We start from the raw sequence: 20,169 nt of genomic DNA, 5'->3' as shown, positions 1-20,169 counted from the left end.
CCCCGCCGATCCGCTCCATCACAGCGTTTCGGCGTCGAGCAATCGGAGCTTTTCGGCGCGGTCGAGCAGGCTTTTGACGGAGGAGGGCGCCCAGCGCGTTCCGCCGCGCGGCGTGCGCTCATACATGGCTTCGAGCTGCGCGCCGATTTGCGCGAGCGTCAGATCGGGATTGGCCCGTTTGATCCCGGCGACGAGCGTGACGAGGCGCTCACTGCTGATTTTTCGGCTTGCGGCTTGATGGAGGAGGCGGGGCTCGATCAAACCCTCGGCAACGAAGCGTTTGACCGCGCGTTTCAGCCGCTCGACGGTCCATTGGGGCAGGGGAGCGCCGCTGGCTCCATCGCGCTTGGCGTTGAGCACGCGCACGACATCTTGCCAGCGGTGATCCGGTCGCATTTGCCGGACGACCGGCAGCCAATGTTCGGCCGTTCGATTGACGCGCTCGAAATAGCTCGCCGCCTTGGCGTCGACGATGCGCTGGATAGCGTCGCGGTCGCCGGCGCGCAGTTTTGGATTGCCGCCGATGCGACCGCGCTTTTTGGCGGCGCGCAGGCCGTCCTTGGTGCGCTCCCGGATGAGTGCGCGCTCCAATTCTGCTACGGCGCCGAGAACCTGCAGGGCGAAACGGCCTTGTGGGGTCGTCGTATCGATCGGATCGGCGAGCGATTTGAAATGCGCGCCCTTGGCGTCGAGCTCGGCGATCACGGACAGGAGATGCGACAGTGAGCGGGCCAGCCGGTCGAGCCGCGCGACGACCAGCACGTCGCCGTGGCGCACCCGCGCCAGCGCCTTGGCCAATTCCGGCCGCGAGGCCTTGGCGCCCGACATATGCTCGCGAAAAATCTCGGCGCAGCCGGCGGCCTTCAGCACATCGGTCTGGGCGTCCGTGACCTGATCCTCGGTCGAAACGCGAGCATAGCCGATCAGGGGCACCGATCAATCTCCCAAGGCCCGCCGACCGGCCATTTTCCTGGAGTGGTCCGTTCGTCGGCGGCGGACTGAAGGACCGGCATCAGAAACGAGGCGATCGACGGGATAATTTGTGTCAGGGGCTCCGGCGCCATCGCGATCTCGGTGCGCCGAAGGAAGGCCCGCCACTGTGTTTGCTTGATCGAATCCACAGCGAACGCCTCTGAAAGTCCGAATGGAATTTCGGTCGGCAGCGTCGTTCCGCGGCGCTCGAATGTCGCCCGTATCGCTTTGGTCAGCACCGGCCCATCGAACGCGAAGATCCGACTGATCGCCCAGAGATCGAAGAAATCCTTCATCCTGCTGTTGGCCACGCCGAGCGATACGAGCGCCTCGAGCTTTTCCGCGACGACAGTCTCCGGCGGGTAGGCCTTGAGTTTCGGCGCTGGCATTCCAATCAGCGATGGATACTCGATCTCCTGCGGGGCAGGGGTGATGGCGTCACCGAATCCGATGTCTACCTGAATCGGCAGCCGAACATTGGCGATCGAGGCATCAAACAAGATCCGAACGCCCGCATTTTCGTCTTGCGGCCGCGTCGGCTCGGCGTGCAAAGTGTCGGGTCGGAAGGCGACGCCGTCCTCGACGACTTCGACCTGAAGGATTGCTCGAAAGACGGAGATCAATTGTTCGATCTCGGGGTTGCCTGTTCCGAGAAGATCGAGGTCTCCGGTCGCGCGATAAGGCGTCGGCCCCCACAGGCTGAAGAGCATGGCGCCCTTCAGGACGAACCGTTCTCGATGTTGTGAAGCGCTCAGCCGGTACAGGAGTCTTTCGATCGCATAGCGGGTCAGGATCAGCTGAACATTCTCGCCGGCGGCCCGCGCACGCTGGGTCAGCCGGTCTCGCACGGAGGCGGGGACATTCTTGAGCGGCTCTCGTGTCACGAGAGCGCCTCCAGATAAGGCCGCATGACATTCTGGACGCGATCGATGGCGGCGTAACGCCAGATTTCATCGCGCGTGGCCCGCTTTTTCGTCAGGCAGTCCCGAAGCGCCTCGATAGCCACGTCGAGACCGATTTTCCCGCGATATTTGAAACAGTCGGCCACTGTTTTCGCAGGCGATGTGACGGGGACGACCACCCGATCGACGAGCTGCTGCTCGACTCCGGCTTTCAGCGCCTCACCACTGGCGCGCAGAATCTTCAGTGTGACGCGCGATCGCCTCGGCGCCCATGCCTTCGAGGGCAGGAGCATCCAGACCTGGGACGGAAGCTGGGTCGTCATCTCATGGAACTGGAGAGCCGACAGCAGTCCAATGACCCCGCTGGGAACAGATTTGGCGGCCTCGGCGAGACTGTGATGCGCGCTGATTTGGCTGTTGGCGAGCGCGTAGAGGCCCCGTCCAGGTTGCGTGAGCAGTCCCTCGTCCCGCAGGCGTTGAAGGTAGATGCGCGGAACTCCTGCCGCTTCGAAATCCCGCGAACGAGCTATCCCGCGGTCGCGAGCGACGGCGAGGGCGAGTTCCTTCAGGTTTTTGGCCTGGATCGTGGGCGGCTGTTGCATATGCCCAGTAGATATCACGAAACGCCTAGAGTTCGCAACATCTGTTCCATAGTTACAAGACGCTACAAATCGGTTGTTTGATTACGCAGACGAGAGAAATTCCACGAGCTCACTGCCACGACTGTGGCGACGTGGCTTGAAATGCCACCTTAATGATGGCATCTAATCTCATGGAAAAGCGGCGACCGACTTATGATCTCGACGCCATCAAGCTGGCGATGGGGTCGGTCGACGCGCTGGCCATCACGACTTCGGCGCTTCGCGACGCGTCGGCGCTGGGTTTCGATCGTAGTGGAATCGTCGAAACAATCCACGGGATCGAGCGGCGAATGTTCGTCAAGTCGATGACGACCTTCGCCGATCATCGTCTCTGGCAGGACGTCTATCACGTGCCGGCGCGGGGACTGCTGCTCTATGTCAAGTTCCAGGCTGACGTGCTCACCGAGTTCACGGTTGTGTCGTTCAAGGAAAAATGAGCCATGGCGACAAAGGAACAGGCATTTCCCGAGACCATGATTTCCCCCGAAACCGGCGAGATCCTGACGCGCGGGCTACGGCCATTCACGGTCGCGTATAAGGGCGAGAGCGCCGTCGTCGATCTGGCGGGCTACTATCCCCACGGCGAGGGCGATGGCGTGCATGTCGGCAAGGACATGAGCGTCGTCGACGCGGCGTTGCGCGAGCTGAAAGAGAAGGTGGACGGCGTTCCCTCGCCGGCGACGATTCGTCGCTTGCGCGCCAAGCTGCGTTTGTCGCAGCGGGAGGCGGGCGCTCTGTTCAAGGTCGGCGAGAACGCCTTCGACAAGTATGAACGCGGGCTGGTGGAGCCGAGCGGACCGACGATCCAGCTGATGGCGCTGCTCGATCGGCATCCAGAGCTGGCCGCGGAACTGCGATAGTTTAGCCAGCTAAAGCCCCGCGGCCTTGGTGAGATTGACCTTGAAACGGTCGCGTTTGCGCTGGTATCGGCGGGTCATCTCGGCGTTGGCGTGGCCGAGATGCTTTTGAACATGGGCTTCCTCGATTTGCGCCGAGGAGGCGAGGCCCGCGCGCAGCGAATGGCCGCCGAACGCGCGCTTGCGTTCGCCCTCGGAGAGATCGCTTCGAATTCCCGCCCGCATCGCGGTCTTTTGGACGAGTCGGGCGACATGCTTGTCGGTCAGGCGCTCGGAGGAGACGCCGCCGTTCTTGCGCGCAATGGGCCGGAACACGGGGCCGTGCGTGACGCGCCCGAGGCGCATCCAGGTCTCGAGCAGAGCGACGGGACAGGTTTCGGGACGCGAGCCGCGGCCGATCTCGACCTCGCGCCAACCGGTCTTGCCGTTGATCGTCAGCAGCACGCCGCCCTCCTCAACCTCGAGCCATCCGGCGCCGTCGTCGCTCTGATCCGGGCCGCAGTCGAGCCCGACGATTTCTGAGCGGCGCAGGCCGCCGGCGAAGCCGAGGGCCAGGATGGCGCGGTCGCGCAGCCCGCGCAGATCCATGTCGAGCGTCCCGAGCATGGCGAGCAGCTCGTCGGCGAAGATCGCCTCCTTCTGAACGGGCGGGCGCGCATGGCGGCGGCGGATGCCGGCGAGCACTGTTGCGATGTGGCGGTCGCGGGCGTCGAGCGGTTCGCCGAGCTGGCGGTAATGCCAGCAGATTCCGGAGAGACGGCGCTCCAGCGTGGCGACGCTGGGGCGATTTCCTCCATGTCCGGGGCCGTCGGCGCAGGCCGCGAGGTAGAGCCCAACCGTTTGCGGGTCGGGCGGCGATTGCGGCAGCCCAGAGCGGCGCAGCCAGGAGGAGAAGTGCCGCCAATCGGCGGCGTAGGCGCGCCGCGTGTTGTCGGCCCGGGCGGCGCGCGCGTAGCTTTTGGCCGTCTCGGCTAGGGCGGCGAGAGGCTCGCTGCGCGCGACGCGCGGGGAGGGCGGATAGGCGTCGTCGGCCCTTATTCCGTCTTCGTTCGCATTTTCCCGACGCCTCGGGAGGATTCCGAGGGGGTCGTTTTCGGCAATATCGTCCGGCATGGCGGGAGGTCCGAATCATGTCCGATAAGGCAGCTTATCGGACATAGATATGCACCGACAAGCGCGGCGGTTTGACCCGAATACGATGGCATAAAGCGCCGTCATGCGTTAGGCTCAGCCATGTCCTCGCGCGCGCGAATCATGCCCGAGCCCCCGCCGACCTTCCCGCCCTTTCCGGCCTGGGCCCGGCCGGGCGTAGCCGGCCAAACCATTGACGACACGATGTTTCTTGCGGGCGCGGCGATCGCTGCGATCCATCCGATCGCCCGCAGCGAGCACCCGCTCGGCCTGCTCTGGCGGTGCCGGCTGTCGCTCGCCGACGCCGCCGTCCTCGCCCGCCTGGGCGGTCGCGCCGAAGACGAAGCGGCGCTGCGCGACGCCTGGTATCTGCGCCGCGACGGCGATGACCCCGGCCCGGGCGGCCGCATCCTCGAGGCCTGGCGGCATCTCGGCGAGCGCGCCGCCATGGCGCCGAAGGACTGGATGCTCACGCTGTCCGCGCGATTGGATCTGCGCTTCGACGACGCGCTCGAGGACGTCGTCGCCTCCGCGGAGAGGCTCGCATCAGGGCAGGGGAATGCGGTCGCGGCGGCCGCTGAGATCGCGGCGACCAGCATCCGCTTCGTGCCGCAGAGCGAGCCGCTCGCGCTGTGGCTCGCCGACATGGTGCTCGCCCATCGCCTGAGATGGCCGATGGCGGCGCCGCTGATCGCTGGCCGGGTCGGTCGGGCCGAGTTGCGCGCCGCCGGCAAGGCGGGCGGCGCCGACGACGCGTGGTCGGCGGCCTGCGCGCTGGCCTATGCGCGCGCCGCCGCCGCCGCCTCGGACCTCTACGCCGACTTGGCGCGGCGGGCCAATCGGCTGCTGGCGGTCGCGCCGAAGCTGCGCGGAAAGGACGCCGACGTGATGGTGGCGATCCTCCTGATGGAAGACGCTCAGCCGGCCGGCGCCGGCAAGACGGCGAGCGATCGCAGCACACGGCGGCTGTTCGAGCGACTGGTGGCGCTCGGCGCGGTGCGCGAACTGACCGGCCGCTCGACCTTTCGATTGTACGGGCTCTGACATGGGGCGGCGGCCGCGAGCGAAAGACGATCTAGACCTGGAGCTCGCGGACCTGCCGCCGGACTTGCGCTGGCGCGAATGGATGGGCCGGGTCGAGGCCGTGATTTTCGCCTCGCCCGAGCCGGTCACGCGCGAGACGCTGGCGCGCGTCGTCGGCCGGGATTGCAACATCGATCTTCTTATCGGCGACATCCGCAACGAGCTTCGCGGCCGCCCCTACGAGCTCGTTGCGGTCGCCGGCGGCTGGCATCATCGCACTCGGACAAACTTCGCCGCGGCGATCCGCGCCGCGATCGGCCTCGACGACGCCAAGGCGCTGTCGCGATCCGAGACGCTAATCCTCGTCTGCATCGCCTACTATCAGCCGATCACCCGCGGTGAACTCTCGCGGTTCTTCGGCAAGGAGGTGAGCCGCGACACGATCGGGCGCTTGCGTTCGCTCGGATTCATCGCCGCCGGCCCGCGCAGCCCGACTCCCGGCGCCCCGTACACCCACGTGACGACGAAGGCGTTTCTGTCGCATTTCGGCTTCGATACTTTGCGGGATTTGCCCGACATGGAAGCGCTCGAGGATGCGGGCCTGCTGAGCAAGGAAAAGTTGTTGGCAGGCGACCTGCCGCCCATCGCCGGCGCGACGGCGAGCGACGACGACGATATGGTGTGAGCATCATCATGTCGTCGTTGTCCGCTACCCAGATCCCCAAGCCGTCCGACGAACAGGCGTTCGAGCGAGCCTGCGTCCCGCTTTGGCGCGGCCTCCTCGATGACCCGAACGTCCAGAAGAATGGCCGCCGCGGTCAGGGTCAGGACGGCGTCGATCTTTATGGCATGCGCGCTCGCGATCCCGACCAATATGTCGGCATCCAATGCAAGCTGAAGAGTGACGGCAAAGCGCTCTCGGAGAAGGAAGTTCGGATCGAGGTCGAAAAAGCGTTGAAGTTCAAGCCGGCGCTCCGCGAATTCTTCGTCGTCACCACGGCGCCGGACGACGCCGCGATGCACGAGCTGGCGAGGGTCATCACCGGCGAGCTTCGCGCCGAGGGCCACCAGATGCTGGTCTACATCTGGGGATGGCAAACGCTGGAAGAAAAAATCAGCGCCGACGACGCCGCGCGAAAGGCATTCGATCCGAGCTTCGGTCCGTTTTCCGAGCGGATCCTCGAAAACACGCAGGAGCTTCTTCTCGCGCAGGCCGACGCTCGATCTCAATTGGCTCAGGTCCAGGCGACGCTGACGCAGATTACAACAACAGTCAGCGTGGCGCCCGGCGACACGACCGTCGCCGTCGACGTGTTGGAGGCTCACCTCGACGCCGATATCGACGCGTTTCGCGAGATGGCCAACTCGGGCAAGCCGCGCACGGCGCTTCCATTGTTGGAAGGCCTGCTCCGTCGGGTGCAGTCGACCGCTTCCGGTCGGATACTCTTCCGCATCAAGGCCAATATCGGCTCCTGCGTTCTTGCTCTCGGCGAACAGCCACGGGCCGCCGCGCTGCTCGCCGAGGCTTACGAACATGCACCCGGCGAGCCCAAGGCGATCGCCAACAAGGCCTTCTCGCTCCTGCTTCAAGGCAATTGGCGGGAATTGCTGGAGTGGGGCCGGGACGCGCTCGCTGCCGATCCCGGCAACGAGGGGCTCGCCGGCTATCTCGTCCAGGCCGCCCGCTTCGATCCCGCCATCGCCGAGCCGCTCGACATCATCCCGGACGCTCTGAAGGAATCGGCCGCGGTCGCCGTCGGCCGCATCGACGCATTGCGCCATCGCGGCCTGACCCCCGATTGGTGGTTGGCCGCCCGCGCCGCGCTCGCCGCCCATCCCGACGATCGCCACGCTCGCCAGTTCGCGGCCGAAGCCGATCTCGACGAAATTCTGTGCGACGAGGAGTTTCTGCGCACGCACCGCTTGCCGCCGGAGCGGCGCGACCAAGTCGCGGCCGCGGCGGACCTGCTGCAGCGGCAGTGGGACGACGCTCGCGCCAGCGAGGGCGTCATCAGGCCGGAGGACGCCGCCCTCTGCTGCAATCTCATTGTCGCCTACCATGCGCTCGATGACATGCAATCGGCGGTCCGGATCGCGCGACAAGGTCTCGAGCTCGCCCCGAACGACATCGAGATCGCGCGTCGCGCGGCCGCCGCGGCGATCGATGGGAACGACGACGTCCTCGCCTTCGACGTCCTCGCGCGCCTGCCGCCGGCCCCGACGCCACTGTCCTCGCCTTTCGCCTTTATTCTGCTCGCGGAGAATGGAGAGAAGTCGCTCGGATCTATCAGGAACAGTCGGAGCATATCCCCACGACGGAACGATCTCTCATGGTCACCGCGGGGCGACTCGCCGAGCTCGAGATCGAGCCTCCAGCAGACATCGAACAGCAGATCGCAGCGATCGCCGACGATCGCGAGGTCGCCGGCGATCCACGCGCCTGCATAGTCGTCGCCGATTTCGCGCATATGGGCGGGCTCGAAGGCATCGCCGACGCGGCCTACAAAGCCGCACTGACATGCATCGACGCCGACAGCCACATTGCAGCGCGCTTGATGGTCGCGATGCACGCGGGAAAACGTGGGGACGCCAGCGTCGTCGCCGACCTTTTGGACGGACAGATCGCCGAGGACCGCGATAGCAACGCCCTGCGCGCCCTGACGTGGGCTTTCGTCAACGACACTCCGATCCGCCGCCGAGCCATCCGGTTCTTCGAAAGGTTGCCTGCGGCGGTGAAGGAGCTCTCGTTCTATCGACACGCCGAGGGGTTGCTGCATCACAATCGTGGCGCGCTGAAGCAAGCGGAAGCCTGCCTGCGAAAGGCGATCGAGGTCAGCCCCGACCTCACCAACTATCTCGCTCTGTTCTCGACCCTGCGTCGCAGCGATCGCGCAGCCGAAATCAGGCCGATACTCGAAGGTCTCGACCTCTCGGCCGCCAGAGGCACGCCCGGACAGAAAATGTTCCTCGCGCAGCAGCTTCTCGTCGTCGGCCTGCCGCAGATCGCGTTTCCTTTCGCCTATGAGGTGCTTCAGGAGTCGAAGAACGACGCCGAAGCGGCGTTACGCTATTTCGGCCTGATGATGCTCGATCCGAACGGTCATCACATACCGCGAATGCGCGCCGTCGGCGTTGACGTCTGGGTTCGCCTCGAGAGCTCGCACGCCGAACCCTATAGCTTCCTCGTCGCCGAAGGGCCCGATCGTCCCGCGGAAGGGATGCTGAGTCCGACCCACGCGATCGCGGCGGCCGCAATGGGCTTGCAGGTCGGCGACACCTTTGCCGTCAAGCCGGCGTTCGGCGCCGACATCACCTGGCGGGTCGCCGAGATCAAGCACAAATTTCTTCACGCCCTGCACGACGTGATGGCGAACTTCCAGACGCGCTTTCCGGATGCGAAGGGCTTCTACACGATCCGGATGCAGGACAATGATATCCAGCCGGCATTGGATGAAGTGCGGCGCCTCGCGGAGAGCAACCAGAAGCTCGCGGATCTTTATCTGCGCCAGAATATACCGATGGCGATGGTCGCTTCCCATCTTGGACGCGACAGCATCGGGTTCGCGGAATATATCCGCTCTCTCGATCAAGACATCGTCACTGCCATGGGCAACGTGCCCGAGCGGGAGGCGGAGCGCGCGATCGTCGATCAGCATCGGGCCGGCGGCGCCGTGCTCGACGCCTATTCGGCGTGGACCGCGGCGACCATGGATGTGCTCGACGTTGTCCAGGCGGTGTTCGGCAGGCTTGTGATACCGCAATCCAGCATGGACGAATTACGGAGCCTGCTCGAACGGGACGGCATCGGCGCGGGCGGCCGCTCTATGACGATCGCTTGGCACAAGGGACAGTTCATCCGCCAAGAATTCTCGGCCGAAGAAAATCGAGCCCGTGATCAAATCGTCAGGGAGCAGATTGGAAAGATCGAATGCGCATGCGAGGTCGTCGCAGCCGTGGCGCCGGACGAACCCTCCGAGCTGGCTACGATCCTCACCGAGACGTTCGGAACAGATGTTCTCGACGCGGCCGATCTCGCGGCCTCCGGCTACGTCCTTCTGTCGGAGGACCTTTACTATCGACAGATCGCGATCGCGGCCGTCGGTTCGAGCGCCAGGGGCGTCTGTCTTCACTCGGCGCTCGCGTTCGCGCGCGAAAGGAAGCTCATCTCCGATGAGCGGCATGCCGAGTCGGCAGTTCGGCTCGCGTGGCGCCGGCACAGCCATGTCTCGCTCGACGCCGCGACGCTTTTTCAAACATGGGAGGCCGACCGGACGGACGATTTCGCGAACTTCGCCGCGCTCGCAGAGTTCATTGGAACGCGCAACGCCGAGATGCGGTCCCATCTCGTCGTCGTCTCTGCGTTTTTGGATCGCATCTGGCGGGTCCCGAGCGCGCCCTCGGTTCGGGTCATGAAGGCGACTGGTATTCTCCTCGATAAGCTTATCCGATTTCGGCAGGCGGACTGGGCGGCGAGCTTGGCGTTAGTCGCGAATGCGAGTGACCAGCGCCTTCGCGAATATGTGGAGAAGTGGACGCGAGGGCATTTCCTCGATCTCGAGCAACTTCGTCGCGCGGAAGCGCAGATCTCCGCGATCCGCGCTCGAGGCCATATTCTTCGTGTATCGAGGCAGCGATCGTCCAACCACCATTCCCAAGGTTCAGGACCTGTAGCGCGGTCGAGAGCGCGATGCGGAGCGCTAGAAGACGACGCTTTCGATTTTGCATCGTTCTCGGGCGTTCGAGTTCGATTCTCCCCGAACTCGGCGGTCCGCCGGCGACGATAGCCGACATCAAATCGGAACGCTGGCCGGCTTCATATTGGATTGCAGCCGACTTCGTCGGAATACGCAGACCTGTTCGCCGGCGCACCGGTTGATCGCTCAGAAACGTTGGAACGGCAGGCGATTGAGCCTATGGGTGCGCCTGACCGGATCGATTCCAAGCGCGATAAAGTCATTGCCGTGCCGGCCGGAGACCTCCCGAACCCGAGCAGGATCGCGCGCGAGATCGAAAATGTAGGCTTCAACCTCGGCGTGATAGCGGAACAGGAAGATCGGGATCGACCATTGGTGGCCGCCGACGAACTGATAGGCCTGCGTCATCAGGCCGGCCATTACTTCTCCGAACAACCCTTTCTTCGTTGTGGCTGGAAGACAATTGGGATATTGCGCATTGCCACCCGGTCCGTCTGCATCGGGATGCAGGTCGATACGGGCGGCACGTGGAACACTTCTCGTGCGTCGAGGTGCGCGGATTCGAAATAGGGCCGCAGCTCTTGAACGACAGCATTGTCATTTGGGGCCATCTGCTCGAACAGCAGATGCCCGTAGCTGCCATTCACCCGTGCGGCTCCACGAAGCCAGCGATTGAGAAGAGGCATCGGCGGGGCGCAATTATGAAGCATTTGATCCCCGACCTCGCCAAACCACGATCTCCGCGATGGCCGATACCATGTCGCCTATCATGATACGCCATCCTGCACGGCTATCTTGCCGCCTGGCCGCACACGAATGCGCGGGAGTTTCCGCTGTTAGATTCCTGTCCGACTAGAGAGCAAACAGATCGATTCTTCCATGTATATGCATGCAAGTCGTTGTGTAGACATCGACCTGCCGTTGCTCTCGTGAGCGAACCCGCATCAGGGTTTGCCAGGGACAACCTTTACTCCGATGCGGTCCGCGAGGGAGATCAGGTCCGTATAGACGCCGGGCGTGCCGAGAACGTCGAGCGACGGGGTCACCATGGCCAGCGCGCCAGCCGGAAGCCGGTTGCCGAACAGGATGATCGCGAGCGCGCGATCATCCTGCCTCGAAACCCAACACAAGCCGTGAATATCGGAGCGAGCGGCGTAAAACGCCTCGGCCCAAGGTCGGGTCTGCGGGTAGCGGTCCTTCTCGGTGTCGATGAGCTCGGTGCGCCGAATGCCGAATCTGCGAAGCGCCGTGGCACTCAGGTCGGCGAGGACTAGATCTTGCTGCGGCTCCAGCCGCGAATAGGTCTGACCCGTGAGCTTGCCCTTGTCGTAGGTCTTGAGGCCCGATGTGAAAGGGACATCGTGAAAAACGGTCTCCATGGCCGCGCAATCGAACGTCGTGCCGCCATAGAGCGTTGGAATTGCAGCGCCGCGAATGCCATGCGCCTCGCAATAGCGCCAGACCTTTGCGGCCAGGGGGAGGAGCTCGGCGCGCGCGGCCTCGAGCTCGAAGATGTCGGTCGCGAACGTGTCCTCCGCGCCGACCGATTTGCGCGGCCGATCCGGCTCGACGGGCCTCTCGTCGATCCCACGCGCGATCCGATAGTACCACGAGCCCGACTTGCCGAAGTTCTGCTGAAGGAACGAGAGCGGCTTTGCCTTCAGGTCGGCGCCGGTCTCGATGCCGAAGCGAGCGGAGCGGGCCGGGCGATCGACATGGACTACCTCCTGTCGCTCGGACCGCAGGCGATCCCCGCCTATGATCGCTATGTGCGGCTCGTTGCCGAGCGGTCGGGCGTCCGCCCGCCTGCGCCGAGGAACGAATGCTGGGCCCGCGCATCCGCCCGGGGCGCCGTCGCCGATCTCGGCTGGCGCCGCTGGACCTTTCTCGATTGGCGCCTGAAGCAATATTTCGATACACATCCCGAGGCGACGCCGACGAGCGGCGACGTCTCGGGCAACCCATAGGCGCGCTTCCGTGGCCTACCGCATCCTCGTCGCCGACGACGATTCCCACATACGCGACATCATCTGCTTCACGCTGGAAAAGGCCGGCATGAAGACGGTGTCCGCCCGCGACGGCGCGGAGGCTCTGCGCCGGTTTGGCGAGGCGGCGCCCGATCTCGTCGTGCTCGACATCGGCATGCCGGAGATGGACGGTCTCGAGGTGTGCCGCCGCATCCGCAAGACCTCGGAAGCGCCGATCCTGTTCCTGTCCGCGCGCGATGAAGAGATCGACCGCGTGATCGGCGGCGACGATTATGTCACCAAGCCCTTCAGCCCGCGCGAGCTGGTGGCGCGCGTCAACGCCATTTTGAAGCGCGCGCAGACGCGTCCGCCGCCGGAGGCGACGCCGATGTCGCGCGGCGGCCTGATCCTCGATCCGAACGCGCATATCGCGACCTTCCGGACGCGACCCGTCGCATTGACGTCGATCGAGTTCGCAATTCTCAAAACGCTGCTGGCGCGTCCCGGCATGGTGTTCTCGCGCGACCAGATTCTGGATGCGGCCTATGGCGGCGCGATCCATGTCTCCGATCGCACGATCGACAGCCATATTCGCAACATCCGCGCGAAATTCGCCGCGCTCGATTGCGACAATGTGATCGATACGGTGCATGGCGTCGGTTTCCGGATCGGCCGCTGCGAGACCACCGCTTGACCAGCGGGCCGTCGAAAATGCAGGTCCCGCGAAAATGGCGTCCGAGCGTCGGACTCATCGTGTCGCTCGTCATGGCGACCGCGCTGGCGCTGCCGCTCGCCGGCCTGTTCTTTTTCCGCATCTACGAGAACCAGCTCATACACCAGACGGAAGCCGAGCTGATCGGGCAGAGCGCGGCGATCGGCGCGATCATGCGCCGCGAGATCGAAGCGAGCTTGCCGGAAAATGCTCCACTGGGCGCGCCGGCTCCGACGCCCGGGTCCGATCCCGCGGAGCCCTATGCGCCGATCCTGCCGACGCTCGATCTCTCCACCGACGTCATGCTGGAGCGAAGAGCCGACGCGCAATCCATGCGGCAAACCACGCGACGCTTGAACTACCGCAATCGAACGGAGCTGAGCCTGAAGGACATCGCGCGTTTGCACAATCCGGTCCTTCGCGGCTGGATTGGCTATTATGGGCGGTTCTGTCCCTCGGCGCTCTCTCCGGTCCTCAGGCACTTCGATAAGACATTGGCCGCCTGGGCGATGAGGAAGTACAAACGTCTGAAAGGACACAAGACACGGGCCTGCCGCTTCATCGAAGACATCGCGAGGCGGCAGCCCGATCTGTTCGTGCACTGGCGCAAAGGGCGTGCGACGGGGGCTTGCTTGATGGGAGCGGTGTGAGTCGAGAGGCTCCCGCACCGTTCTGGGAGAGGCTGGAGGTGAAATCCCTCCGGCCTACTCACCACAGCCTGCACTGGGTCCTGGACATGGTCTTCCGCGACGACGAATGCCGCGTGCGAACCGAAAACGCCCCGGCAAATTTCACCACGCTCGAGCACATGGCCAATAATCTGATCCGCAAAGCGCCCGGAAAAGACTCCCAGCGCCTCAAGCGAATGACCGTCGCCTGGGACGACGAATTCCTCGCAAGCCTCGTCGCAGTCTGAAAATCCTTAACCCAATTCCCCTGAGGAAGTGAGGAACCACGAAAGATTGGAGGCCGATCACGTCGAGAATGGTGACGAGCCGGCCGAGCTGCTCCGTGATCGGATCGACGGTCTCGCGCAGCCAAGGGAAAAGCGAGGCCTGGATGTGGCCCCAGCGCGCCCACATAGCGTCGAGAGAATCGTCCGTCACGACATCACCTCGGCGAGCGTCGATCGATTTGCAAAAATAACCCAAGCATCGTTTAGATGAAAGCGTAAAATATCAGATCTATATGCTTGAACTGCACGATTTAAATACTATATACGCGGCCTCTGCATCTCGCCCGTCGCTGATAATTATGCAAGAGGCTCTTGGTAGAACTGCAGAACCGTGATGCTTCGCGCGCATTCGGCCGCCCTGCGCCGTCTGGCCTGGCCGCGGTCATCTTCCAGGCGACCTGCTCCCGACGCCCGACACCGTCAGGCCAGGTTTGCAACGAGGTAACCAACTCCAGACCTGTCGTTCACCGGCGCCGGCAGTCGGCCAGTTCCTGCCTCTCGCAGAGGGCAGCTTCGGGGTGATTCATCTGGCCGATCGGAAGGGCACACTATCGGTCTCACGACCCCAGGCGCGGCAGTTTGTCGCAGCCGTTGCGTCATGGCTCCGCCATCGCCTTCAGACTCATCCGCTCGAGTCTTGTGGACACCTAGCGTCAGCTCGGCTATGCTGCAAGGATTGGGAGGTCGATTTGATGGTTCGTTTCCTGCGCACCGCGGCGTTGCTGGCGGCAACGCTGTCGTTTTTCCCGGCAGCCCGGGCCCAGTCGTTCACCACCGAGACCTCGGACTACCGGCCGCGGCGGCTCGAACTCGTCAACACCGGCGAGGTCGACGCGGTCGACCCGCGCAACGGCAACCTCGTCGTCCGCCACCGCGACCTGCTGCTGCCCGGCAACGGCGGACTCGACATCGAGGTCTGGCGCACCTACGATCTGACCCAGGTCTCGGCCGGGCTGTCGTCGACGCACAACCAGTCGTTCCGCTGGACCGCGCTCGGCCCGGGCTGGACGCTCGGCGCCGCGCCCCGCATCGTGCACGACAACAGCTACGGCGTCCTCTCCAAGTTCATCTACTACACCGACAGCCCGTTCATCCAGCTCTGCAGCGGACAGGGGTTCGCCAACTTCGCGCCGTACATGCTGGCGCTCGAGCTGCCGAACGGCGACCGTCACGAACTCTATTTGGCCGGCGGCTACCGCGCGACCACGAAGAGCAACTGGAAGGTCGACTGCGCCGCGAACGTCGTCACTGCGACGTCGCCCGACGGCACCGTATGGAACTTCGGCAACGTGTCGGAGCGGCGCATCGGCAAGTTCGCGATCAACAACATGCAGACGTGGCCGGCGCCGCCGCTACTGCCGTCGCTGTCGTCGACCTACATGGTCGCGAAGACGGCGACAGACGTGAACGGCAACACACTGACCTTCACGTACCAGATGTTCGGCGCCGCGATCGCACCGTGGACGATGCCGGGCTACTACAACGGCCCGCTCACCACCTCGATGATGAGTGCGACGAGCAACGAGTCGCCGTCGCTGCTGCTGTCGGGCGTCAGCGCGAGCGACGGCCGCAGCGTCTCGTTCACGTACGACGCGACGAGCGGCCGGCTCACGAGCATGAGCGACAACACCGGCCGCAGCTGGAGCTACGGCTACCTCGCGCCCGACACCTACAACTCGCGCGCGCTCGCGACGGTGACGCTGCCGACCGGGATTTCGTGGTCGTACGCCTACGCGCCCGGCGAGTACAAGACGAGTTCGGGCGAGTCGACGATCTGGCCGCTCGACGCGACCACGGTCACGAGCCGCAAGCTCACCCGCATCACGTATCCGAGCGGCGGCACGGTGTCGTTCGAGTACGACTTCTACAACCTGAGCCAGCCCTTCATGTCGGGTAGCATCGGCGGGATAATGATGTACGCGCGCGGCGAGCGCGTGAAGCGGCGCGTTCTGTCGACCGGCCAGTCGTGGAGCTACGCCTACACCCGCGGCGGCGCCGGCCAGTACGACACGACGACGATGACGGGCCCCGAAGGCACGACCACCTGGCGCCACATGGGCCCCGGCTACGCGATCTGGACGCAGGCCGGCTACCCGCCGGCGCTATACCAAAACAACGCCTGGCGCGTCGGGCAGCTCATGGAGAAGACCGACCCGACCGGCAGCGTCGAGAGCTACGTCTGGCAGGCGCGCGAGATCTACAACACGTACACCCGGATCTCCGAGCTCGGGATGGTGCACGACCAGCGCGTCTGGGCCGCCGACCTGCAGCAGCGCACGGTCACGCGCAACGGAGTGAGCTACGTCACGACCTATTCGAACTTCGACGCCTACGGTAACCCGGGAACGAAGGTCGAGTCGGGTCCGAACGGCGGCAGCCGGACGACGACGCTGACGTATTTGAACGACGCCGCGAAGTGGATCATCGGCCGGCCCAAGAACGAGAGCTGGACCGGCGCGTCGACGACGCGCAGCTTCGACGCTCTGGGCCGGCTGCTGTCGCTGAACCGCGACGGCGTCGTCACGAGCTGGACCTACGACGCGCAGGGCAACGTCGCGACGAAGACGCTGCCGCGCGGGCTCGTCCACAGCTACGGCAGTTACAAGCGCGGCACGCCGCAGTCGGAGCTGCAGCCCGAGGGCGTGAGCATCGTTCGCGTCGTCAACAACGCCGGAAACGTGGTCTCCGAGACCGATGGCGAAGGCCGCACGACGAGCTACACGTATGACGGGCTGAACCGGCTTACGTCGACGACATATCCGCGCGGCAACGCGAAGACGATCGCCTACACCGCGACGACGAAGACCGCGACCCGCGGCAGCTTGGTCGAGACGACCCAGCTCGACGGCTTCGGAAGGGCTGCAAGCATCACGCTCGGCGGCATCACGACCAGTTACGCCTACGACGGCTACGGCCGCACGACCTACCAGTCAAATCCCGGCGCCGGCATCGGCACGAGCTGGGAGTACGACGCGCTCGGCCGCACCGTGCGCGTGACCAACGCCGACGGCAGCTACCGCACCCATAGCTACAGCGGCAGCAACGTCGCCGTCACCGACGAGCGCGGCCTGACGACGACGTCGGTGCACCGCTCCTACGGCGACCCTGCGCAGCAGTTCTTGGTGCAGGTGCGGCTGCCGGTGGCGGCGGCGAACCTGACCATCACGCGCAACGCGCGCGACCTCGTCACGAGCGTCACGCAGGGCGGCGTCACGCGGAGCTACGGCTACGACAGCCGCTACTACCTGACGAGCATCGTCAACCCTGAGACCGGCACTACGATCTACGGCCGCGACGCCGCCGGCAACATGACGTCGTCGAGCGTCGGCGGCGGCGCCGCGACGACCTACGGCTACGATGGCCGCAACCGGCTCGTCGGCGTGACCTACCCGAACGGGACGCCGAGCGTCGCGAAGGTCTGGACCCGCGCCGACAAGCTGCGGTCGGTGTCGTCGGCGAGCGCGGTGCGCAGCTACGGCTACGACCAGAACGACAACCTCGTCTCCGAATCCCTCGTCGTCGACGGCATGACGCTCGCGGCGAGCTACGGCTACAACGCCAACGACCAGCTCGCGTCGCTCGTCTATCCGGTCACGGGGCGGACGGTGAACTACGTCCCCGACGTCCTGGGTCGGCCGACGAAGGTGTCGGGAGCCGTCTCGGGCGTGAGCTACTGGCCTTCAGGACTGATTGCGCAGATCCAGTACGCCAACGGCACAGTAAGCAGCTACAGCCAGAACAGCCGGCTCTGGCCGGCCGGCTTTTCGACCCGAGCGCCTGGCGGCGGCTACGTCGCGTCTCAGACTTATGGCTACGACGGCGCCGGCCACTTGCTGACGCTGACCGACAGCATCGACGGCGCCTACACCCGCACCCTCGGCTACGACGGCATCGGGCGGCTTGCGAGCGCCGCCGGGCCGTGGGGCAGCGGATCGCTCGGCTACGACGGCGCCGGCAACCTGAGGTCGCAGACCTTCGGCTCGCACGCGCTCGCCTACAGCTACGACGCCTCCAACCGGCTCGGCGCGGTCTCGGGTTCAGTGAGTCGCAGCTACGGTTACGATGCGCGCGGCAACGTCACGAGCCATTCGGGCCGGTCGTTCGCCTACGACGCGGCGCCGAACCTCGTCTGCGCCGACTGCGGCTCGTCGAGCCGCGTCGACTACCGCTACGACGGCCTGAACACCCGCGTCGCCGTTACCCGCGGCGGCGTCGCACGCTACGAGTTTCGCGACGTACGCGGGCAGCTGCTGGTGGAGTACACGCCCTCGCAGGGCCGCGTCGTCGAGTTCATGCAGCTCGGCGGCAAGCGCGTCGCCGACATCGGCGCCGCCGCGGCGGGCTCCGTCGCGTACTACCACAACGACATCTCCGGCTCGCCGCTGCTCGCGACCGGCGCGAGCGCGCAGCTGCTGTGGAAGGAGAACTACCTGCCGTATGGCGCGAAGCGCGTTGCGGCCGCCGCGAGCAGCTCGAACCGGATCGGCTTCCACGGCAAGTCGCTCGACGACACGAGCGGGCTGTCGTACCAGGGCGCGCGCTACTATGACCCGGTCGTCGGTCGCTTCACCGGGATCGACCCGGTAGGGTTCGATCCCGACAATGTCCACAGCGTCAACGCTTACGCCTACGCCAACAACAATCCCTACCGCTACGTCGACCCGGACGGGCGCAGTCCGATCGACGTCGCGTTTCTGATCTACGACATAGGCAAGCTTGGCGTCGCCATCTACACCGGGGTCGGCGTCGGCGCCGCGGCGGCCAATGTCGCCGCGAGCGTCGTCGGCGTCGCGAGCCCGCTGCCGTTCGCCGGTCAGGCGCTGAAGGCGGTGCGCGCCGCCGACAAGGCGGTCGACGTTGCGCGTGTCGCGGACCATGCCACTCATGCCGCAAAGGGGGCATCAACTCTGAAACCTGGCCCCTTTGCCAAGGAATCGATTCCTGGCCACATGGGCAAGCCCACCGCCGCTGAGCAGAAGCAAGTCAATGCGCTGATGGAGAAGAACGGTTGCCACACATGCGGCACTACCAATCCTGGGACGAAGAGCGGTAATGCAATTGTTGACCATCAGCCGGCGCAAGCTCTCGGTGAAACAAAGCAGTTTCTGCCACATTGCATCGACTGCATGCGGCGTCAAGGCGGCGAAGTTCTGCAGCAATTGATCAAGAGAGGGGGCAACTGATGGGCCGAGCCGTACTAAGTCCGCCGAATGCCATCCTTTTTGTTCTAGACCCTACGAACAAGGACGCCGCTGTTCCGCCGTATGTCGATGGTGAGTTAACGGCAGCGACGGTCACTTGCGTCTCTGTTGGAACGCAGGCAGCTGTCGATGGCGATATCGAAGTCTCGCTAGAAGCTGCTGCAGTTGCTCCCGCGGATCTGCAGCAGGTCTTCTTCGGCGTTGTCGCGACGCCGGGGAGAAAGCTCGCTGTGGTCACGTCGCACTTCCAACGCGTGCTAGAAATTGATGTCCCTAGTGACACTGTTGAAGTTTCGATCTGGGCTGACGAACTTCGCAATCCTGCTCATGTGGCGGTTGGTGTTAGGCCAGTACCGACTGCCGATCAATAGATGCAGCAAAGGAAATAACGCTCTCGCGTTCGATCCATGGTGAGCATGCGTGGCCGCGTCATCTACTACAAGCCCAAGCCATGAGCACAGCTTCGATCATTGCTGGACCATGCCGGGAAAGTCGAAGCCGAGCGACATCGACACGATATGCGCCCCTTCGTTCGCCGCCCATTGCATGGCCTGCAAGATCACCGAGGAGCCGCCGTCGCCCTTGTCAGAAAACACCTTGGCGATGAGCGCCTTGCGGATGTTCCTAGCAATGCCGATGCGAACGCCGTCGACGTCCTTGCCGAAGATCGTCCCGGCACAATGCGTCCCGTGGCCGTCCGAGTCGCCGTTTCCGGAACCGCCGAAGTCCCTTTCCTCGATCTCGACGCCGGAAAAGGCCGGATGATCCCGGCTGATGCCGGTGTCGAGCACCGCGACGACCACGCCGGAGCCGTCGAGATCCGTCTTGTCCGCGCCCACGGCGGAAACGCCCCAGGCGGTCTTCGGGACGGTGCCTTCCTCAGCCTGCTTCCTTGAAACCGGCGTGATTAGCCGCATCGGCATGATCAGGCCGTAGTCGGCCACTTTCGGGTTCTTCTCGATGTCACGCAGTTCACGGACGGACAGCTCTGCCTCATGGATATTGATTTGTGCGCCTGGCAATTTGTTGAACGCGCCGGGCAAGGCTCCCCCGGAGCGCAGGGCACGGTTGGACTCGATGATGGCGTATCTGCGTTTCATGCCGAGGACCCCAC

The 20,169-nt window shown here is 64.7% G+C and carries 18 protein-coding genes and 2 pseudogenes; 11 read left to right on the top strand and 9 right to left on the bottom strand.

Annotation, left to right across the window (positions count from 1 at the left end; translation table 11 throughout):
* Positions 1-18: 18 nt before the first annotated feature.
* Genes AC6IW9_RS05370 through AC6IW9_RS05360 form a run of 3 tightly spaced genes read right to left on the bottom strand, consistent with a single transcriptional unit; the run spans position 19 to position 2,476 of the window.
* A complete protein-coding gene (locus AC6IW9_RS05370; protein ID WP_497769892.1) occupies positions 19-933 on the bottom strand; it encodes a recombinase family protein in 915 nt (304 codons plus the stop codon).
* A complete protein-coding gene (locus tag AC6IW9_RS05365) occupies positions 924-1,856 on the bottom strand; it encodes a nucleotidyl transferase AbiEii/AbiGii toxin family protein (protein WP_497769891.1) in 933 nt (310 codons plus the stop codon). Before AC6IW9_RS05365 ends, AC6IW9_RS05370 begins: the two co-directional genes overlap by 10 nt.
* Positions 1,853-2,476 (bottom strand): type IV toxin-antitoxin system AbiEi family antitoxin domain-containing protein, encoded by a 624-nt coding sequence (locus AC6IW9_RS05360; protein WP_497769889.1) that lies wholly within the window; start codon positions 2,474-2,476, stop codon positions 1,853-1,855. Before AC6IW9_RS05360 ends, AC6IW9_RS05365 begins: the two co-directional genes overlap by 4 nt.
* Positions 2,477-2,646: 170 nt before the next feature.
* Here AC6IW9_RS05360 and AC6IW9_RS05355 point away from each other — a divergent pair, with 170 nt between their 5' ends.
* A complete protein-coding gene (locus AC6IW9_RS05355; RefSeq protein WP_497769888.1) occupies positions 2,647-2,952 on the top strand; it encodes a type II toxin-antitoxin system MqsR family toxin in 306 nt (101 codons plus the stop codon).
* A 3-nt stretch (positions 2,953-2,955) separates the two neighbouring features.
* Entirely contained in the window at positions 2,956-3,375 is a 420-nt protein-coding gene (locus AC6IW9_RS05350; RefSeq protein ID WP_497769886.1) for a type II toxin-antitoxin system MqsA family antitoxin, read from the top strand.
* A gap of 9 nt (positions 3,376-3,384) precedes the next feature.
* On the opposite strand, the gene AC6IW9_RS05345 is transcribed toward AC6IW9_RS05350, so the two are convergent.
* The gene (locus AC6IW9_RS05345) at positions 3,385-4,485 is read right to left on the bottom strand and encodes a tyrosine-type recombinase/integrase (RefSeq protein ID WP_497769884.1); all 1,101 of its coding nucleotides are present in this window, start codon (positions 4,483-4,485) and stop codon (positions 3,385-3,387) included.
* 141 nt (positions 4,486-4,626) lie between these two features.
* Between AC6IW9_RS05345 and AC6IW9_RS05340 the strand changes: the two genes are divergently transcribed.
* From AC6IW9_RS05340 to AC6IW9_RS05325, 4 genes are read left to right on the top strand one after another with little or no spacing between them, the layout of a single operon-like run.
* Positions 4,627-5,547, top strand: coding sequence for a DUF1403 family protein (locus tag AC6IW9_RS05340; RefSeq protein WP_497769881.1), 921 nt, complete (start codon positions 4,627-4,629; stop codon positions 5,545-5,547).
* A gap of 1 nt (position 5,548) precedes the next feature.
* A complete protein-coding gene (gene scpB / locus AC6IW9_RS05335) occupies positions 5,549-6,211 on the top strand; it encodes an SMC-Scp complex subunit ScpB (protein ID WP_497769877.1) in 663 nt (220 codons plus the stop codon).
* An 8-nt stretch (positions 6,212-6,219) separates the two neighbouring features.
* Complete coding sequence (locus AC6IW9_RS05330; RefSeq protein ID WP_497769874.1) at positions 6,220-7,974, top strand: hypothetical protein; 1,755 nt, start codon at positions 6,220-6,222, stop codon at positions 7,972-7,974.
* Positions 7,857-10,310 (top strand): PIN domain-containing protein, encoded by a 2,454-nt coding sequence (locus AC6IW9_RS05325; RefSeq protein ID WP_497769871.1) that lies wholly within the window; start codon positions 7,857-7,859, stop codon positions 10,308-10,310. Before AC6IW9_RS05330 ends, AC6IW9_RS05325 begins: the two co-directional genes overlap by 118 nt.
* A gap of 96 nt (positions 10,311-10,406) precedes the next feature.
* Here the strand turns inward: AC6IW9_RS05325 and AC6IW9_RS05320 are convergent, their stop codons facing one another.
* The 4 genes and pseudogenes from AC6IW9_RS05320 to AC6IW9_RS05305 form a co-directional block, all read right to left on the bottom strand.
* Complete coding sequence (locus AC6IW9_RS05320; RefSeq protein WP_497769868.1) at positions 10,407-10,640, bottom strand: hypothetical protein; 234 nt, start codon at positions 10,638-10,640, stop codon at positions 10,407-10,409.
* Entirely contained in the window at positions 10,640-10,867 is a 228-nt protein-coding gene (locus tag AC6IW9_RS05315) for a hypothetical protein (protein ID WP_497769866.1), read from the bottom strand. The genes AC6IW9_RS05320 and AC6IW9_RS05315 overlap by 1 nt, the downstream gene beginning before the upstream one ends.
* Positions 10,868-11,164: 297 nt before the next feature.
* Complete coding sequence (locus AC6IW9_RS05310; RefSeq protein ID WP_497772446.1) at positions 11,165-11,599, bottom strand: RES family NAD+ phosphorylase; 435 nt, start codon at positions 11,597-11,599, stop codon at positions 11,165-11,167.
* A gap of 39 nt (positions 11,600-11,638) precedes the next feature.
* Positions 11,639-11,920 (bottom strand): annotated as a pseudogene (locus AC6IW9_RS05305) (DinB/UmuC family translesion DNA polymerase); the annotation flags it as partial.
* A gap of 277 nt (positions 11,921-12,197) precedes the next feature.
* Here AC6IW9_RS05305 and AC6IW9_RS05300 point away from each other — a divergent pair.
* The 5 genes and pseudogenes from AC6IW9_RS05300 (at position 12,198) to AC6IW9_RS05280 (ending at position 19,426) form a co-directional block, all read left to right on the top strand.
* Entirely contained in the window at positions 12,198-12,881 is a 684-nt protein-coding gene (locus AC6IW9_RS05300; RefSeq protein WP_497769863.1) for a response regulator transcription factor, read from the top strand.
* 17 nt (positions 12,882-12,898) lie between these two features.
* Entirely contained in the window at positions 12,899-13,549 is a 651-nt protein-coding gene (locus AC6IW9_RS05295; RefSeq protein ID WP_497769861.1) for a group II intron maturase-specific domain-containing protein, read from the top strand.
* A 62-nt stretch (positions 13,550-13,611) separates the two neighbouring features.
* Positions 13,612-13,815, top strand: a pseudogene (locus tag AC6IW9_RS05290) (transposase); the annotation flags it as partial.
* A 731-nt stretch (positions 13,816-14,546) separates the two neighbouring features.
* Positions 14,547-19,037 (top strand): RHS repeat domain-containing protein, encoded by a 4,491-nt coding sequence (locus AC6IW9_RS05285; RefSeq protein WP_497769858.1) that lies wholly within the window; start codon positions 14,547-14,549, stop codon positions 19,035-19,037.
* Positions 19,037-19,426, top strand: a complete 390-nt coding sequence (locus AC6IW9_RS05280) for a hypothetical protein (protein WP_497769855.1) — start codon at positions 19,037-19,039, stop codon at positions 19,424-19,426. The genes AC6IW9_RS05285 and AC6IW9_RS05280 overlap by 1 nt, the downstream gene beginning before the upstream one ends.
* Positions 19,427-19,522: 96 nt before the next feature.
* Here AC6IW9_RS05280 and AC6IW9_RS05275 read toward each other — a convergent pair whose 3' ends face one another.
* Positions 19,523-20,155 carry a S8 family serine peptidase gene (locus tag AC6IW9_RS05275; RefSeq protein ID WP_497769853.1) on the bottom strand — a complete coding sequence of 211 codons (633 nt, stop codon included), beginning with the start codon at positions 20,153-20,155 and terminating at the stop codon, positions 19,523-19,525.
* Positions 20,156-20,169: the final 14 nt, after the last annotated feature.

The sequence above is a fragment of the Methylosinus sp. shoA genome (assembly GCF_059718125.1).
The sequence above is the reverse complement of the archived record's forward strand: the minus strand, read 5'-3'. Positions and strand labels throughout refer to the sequence as shown.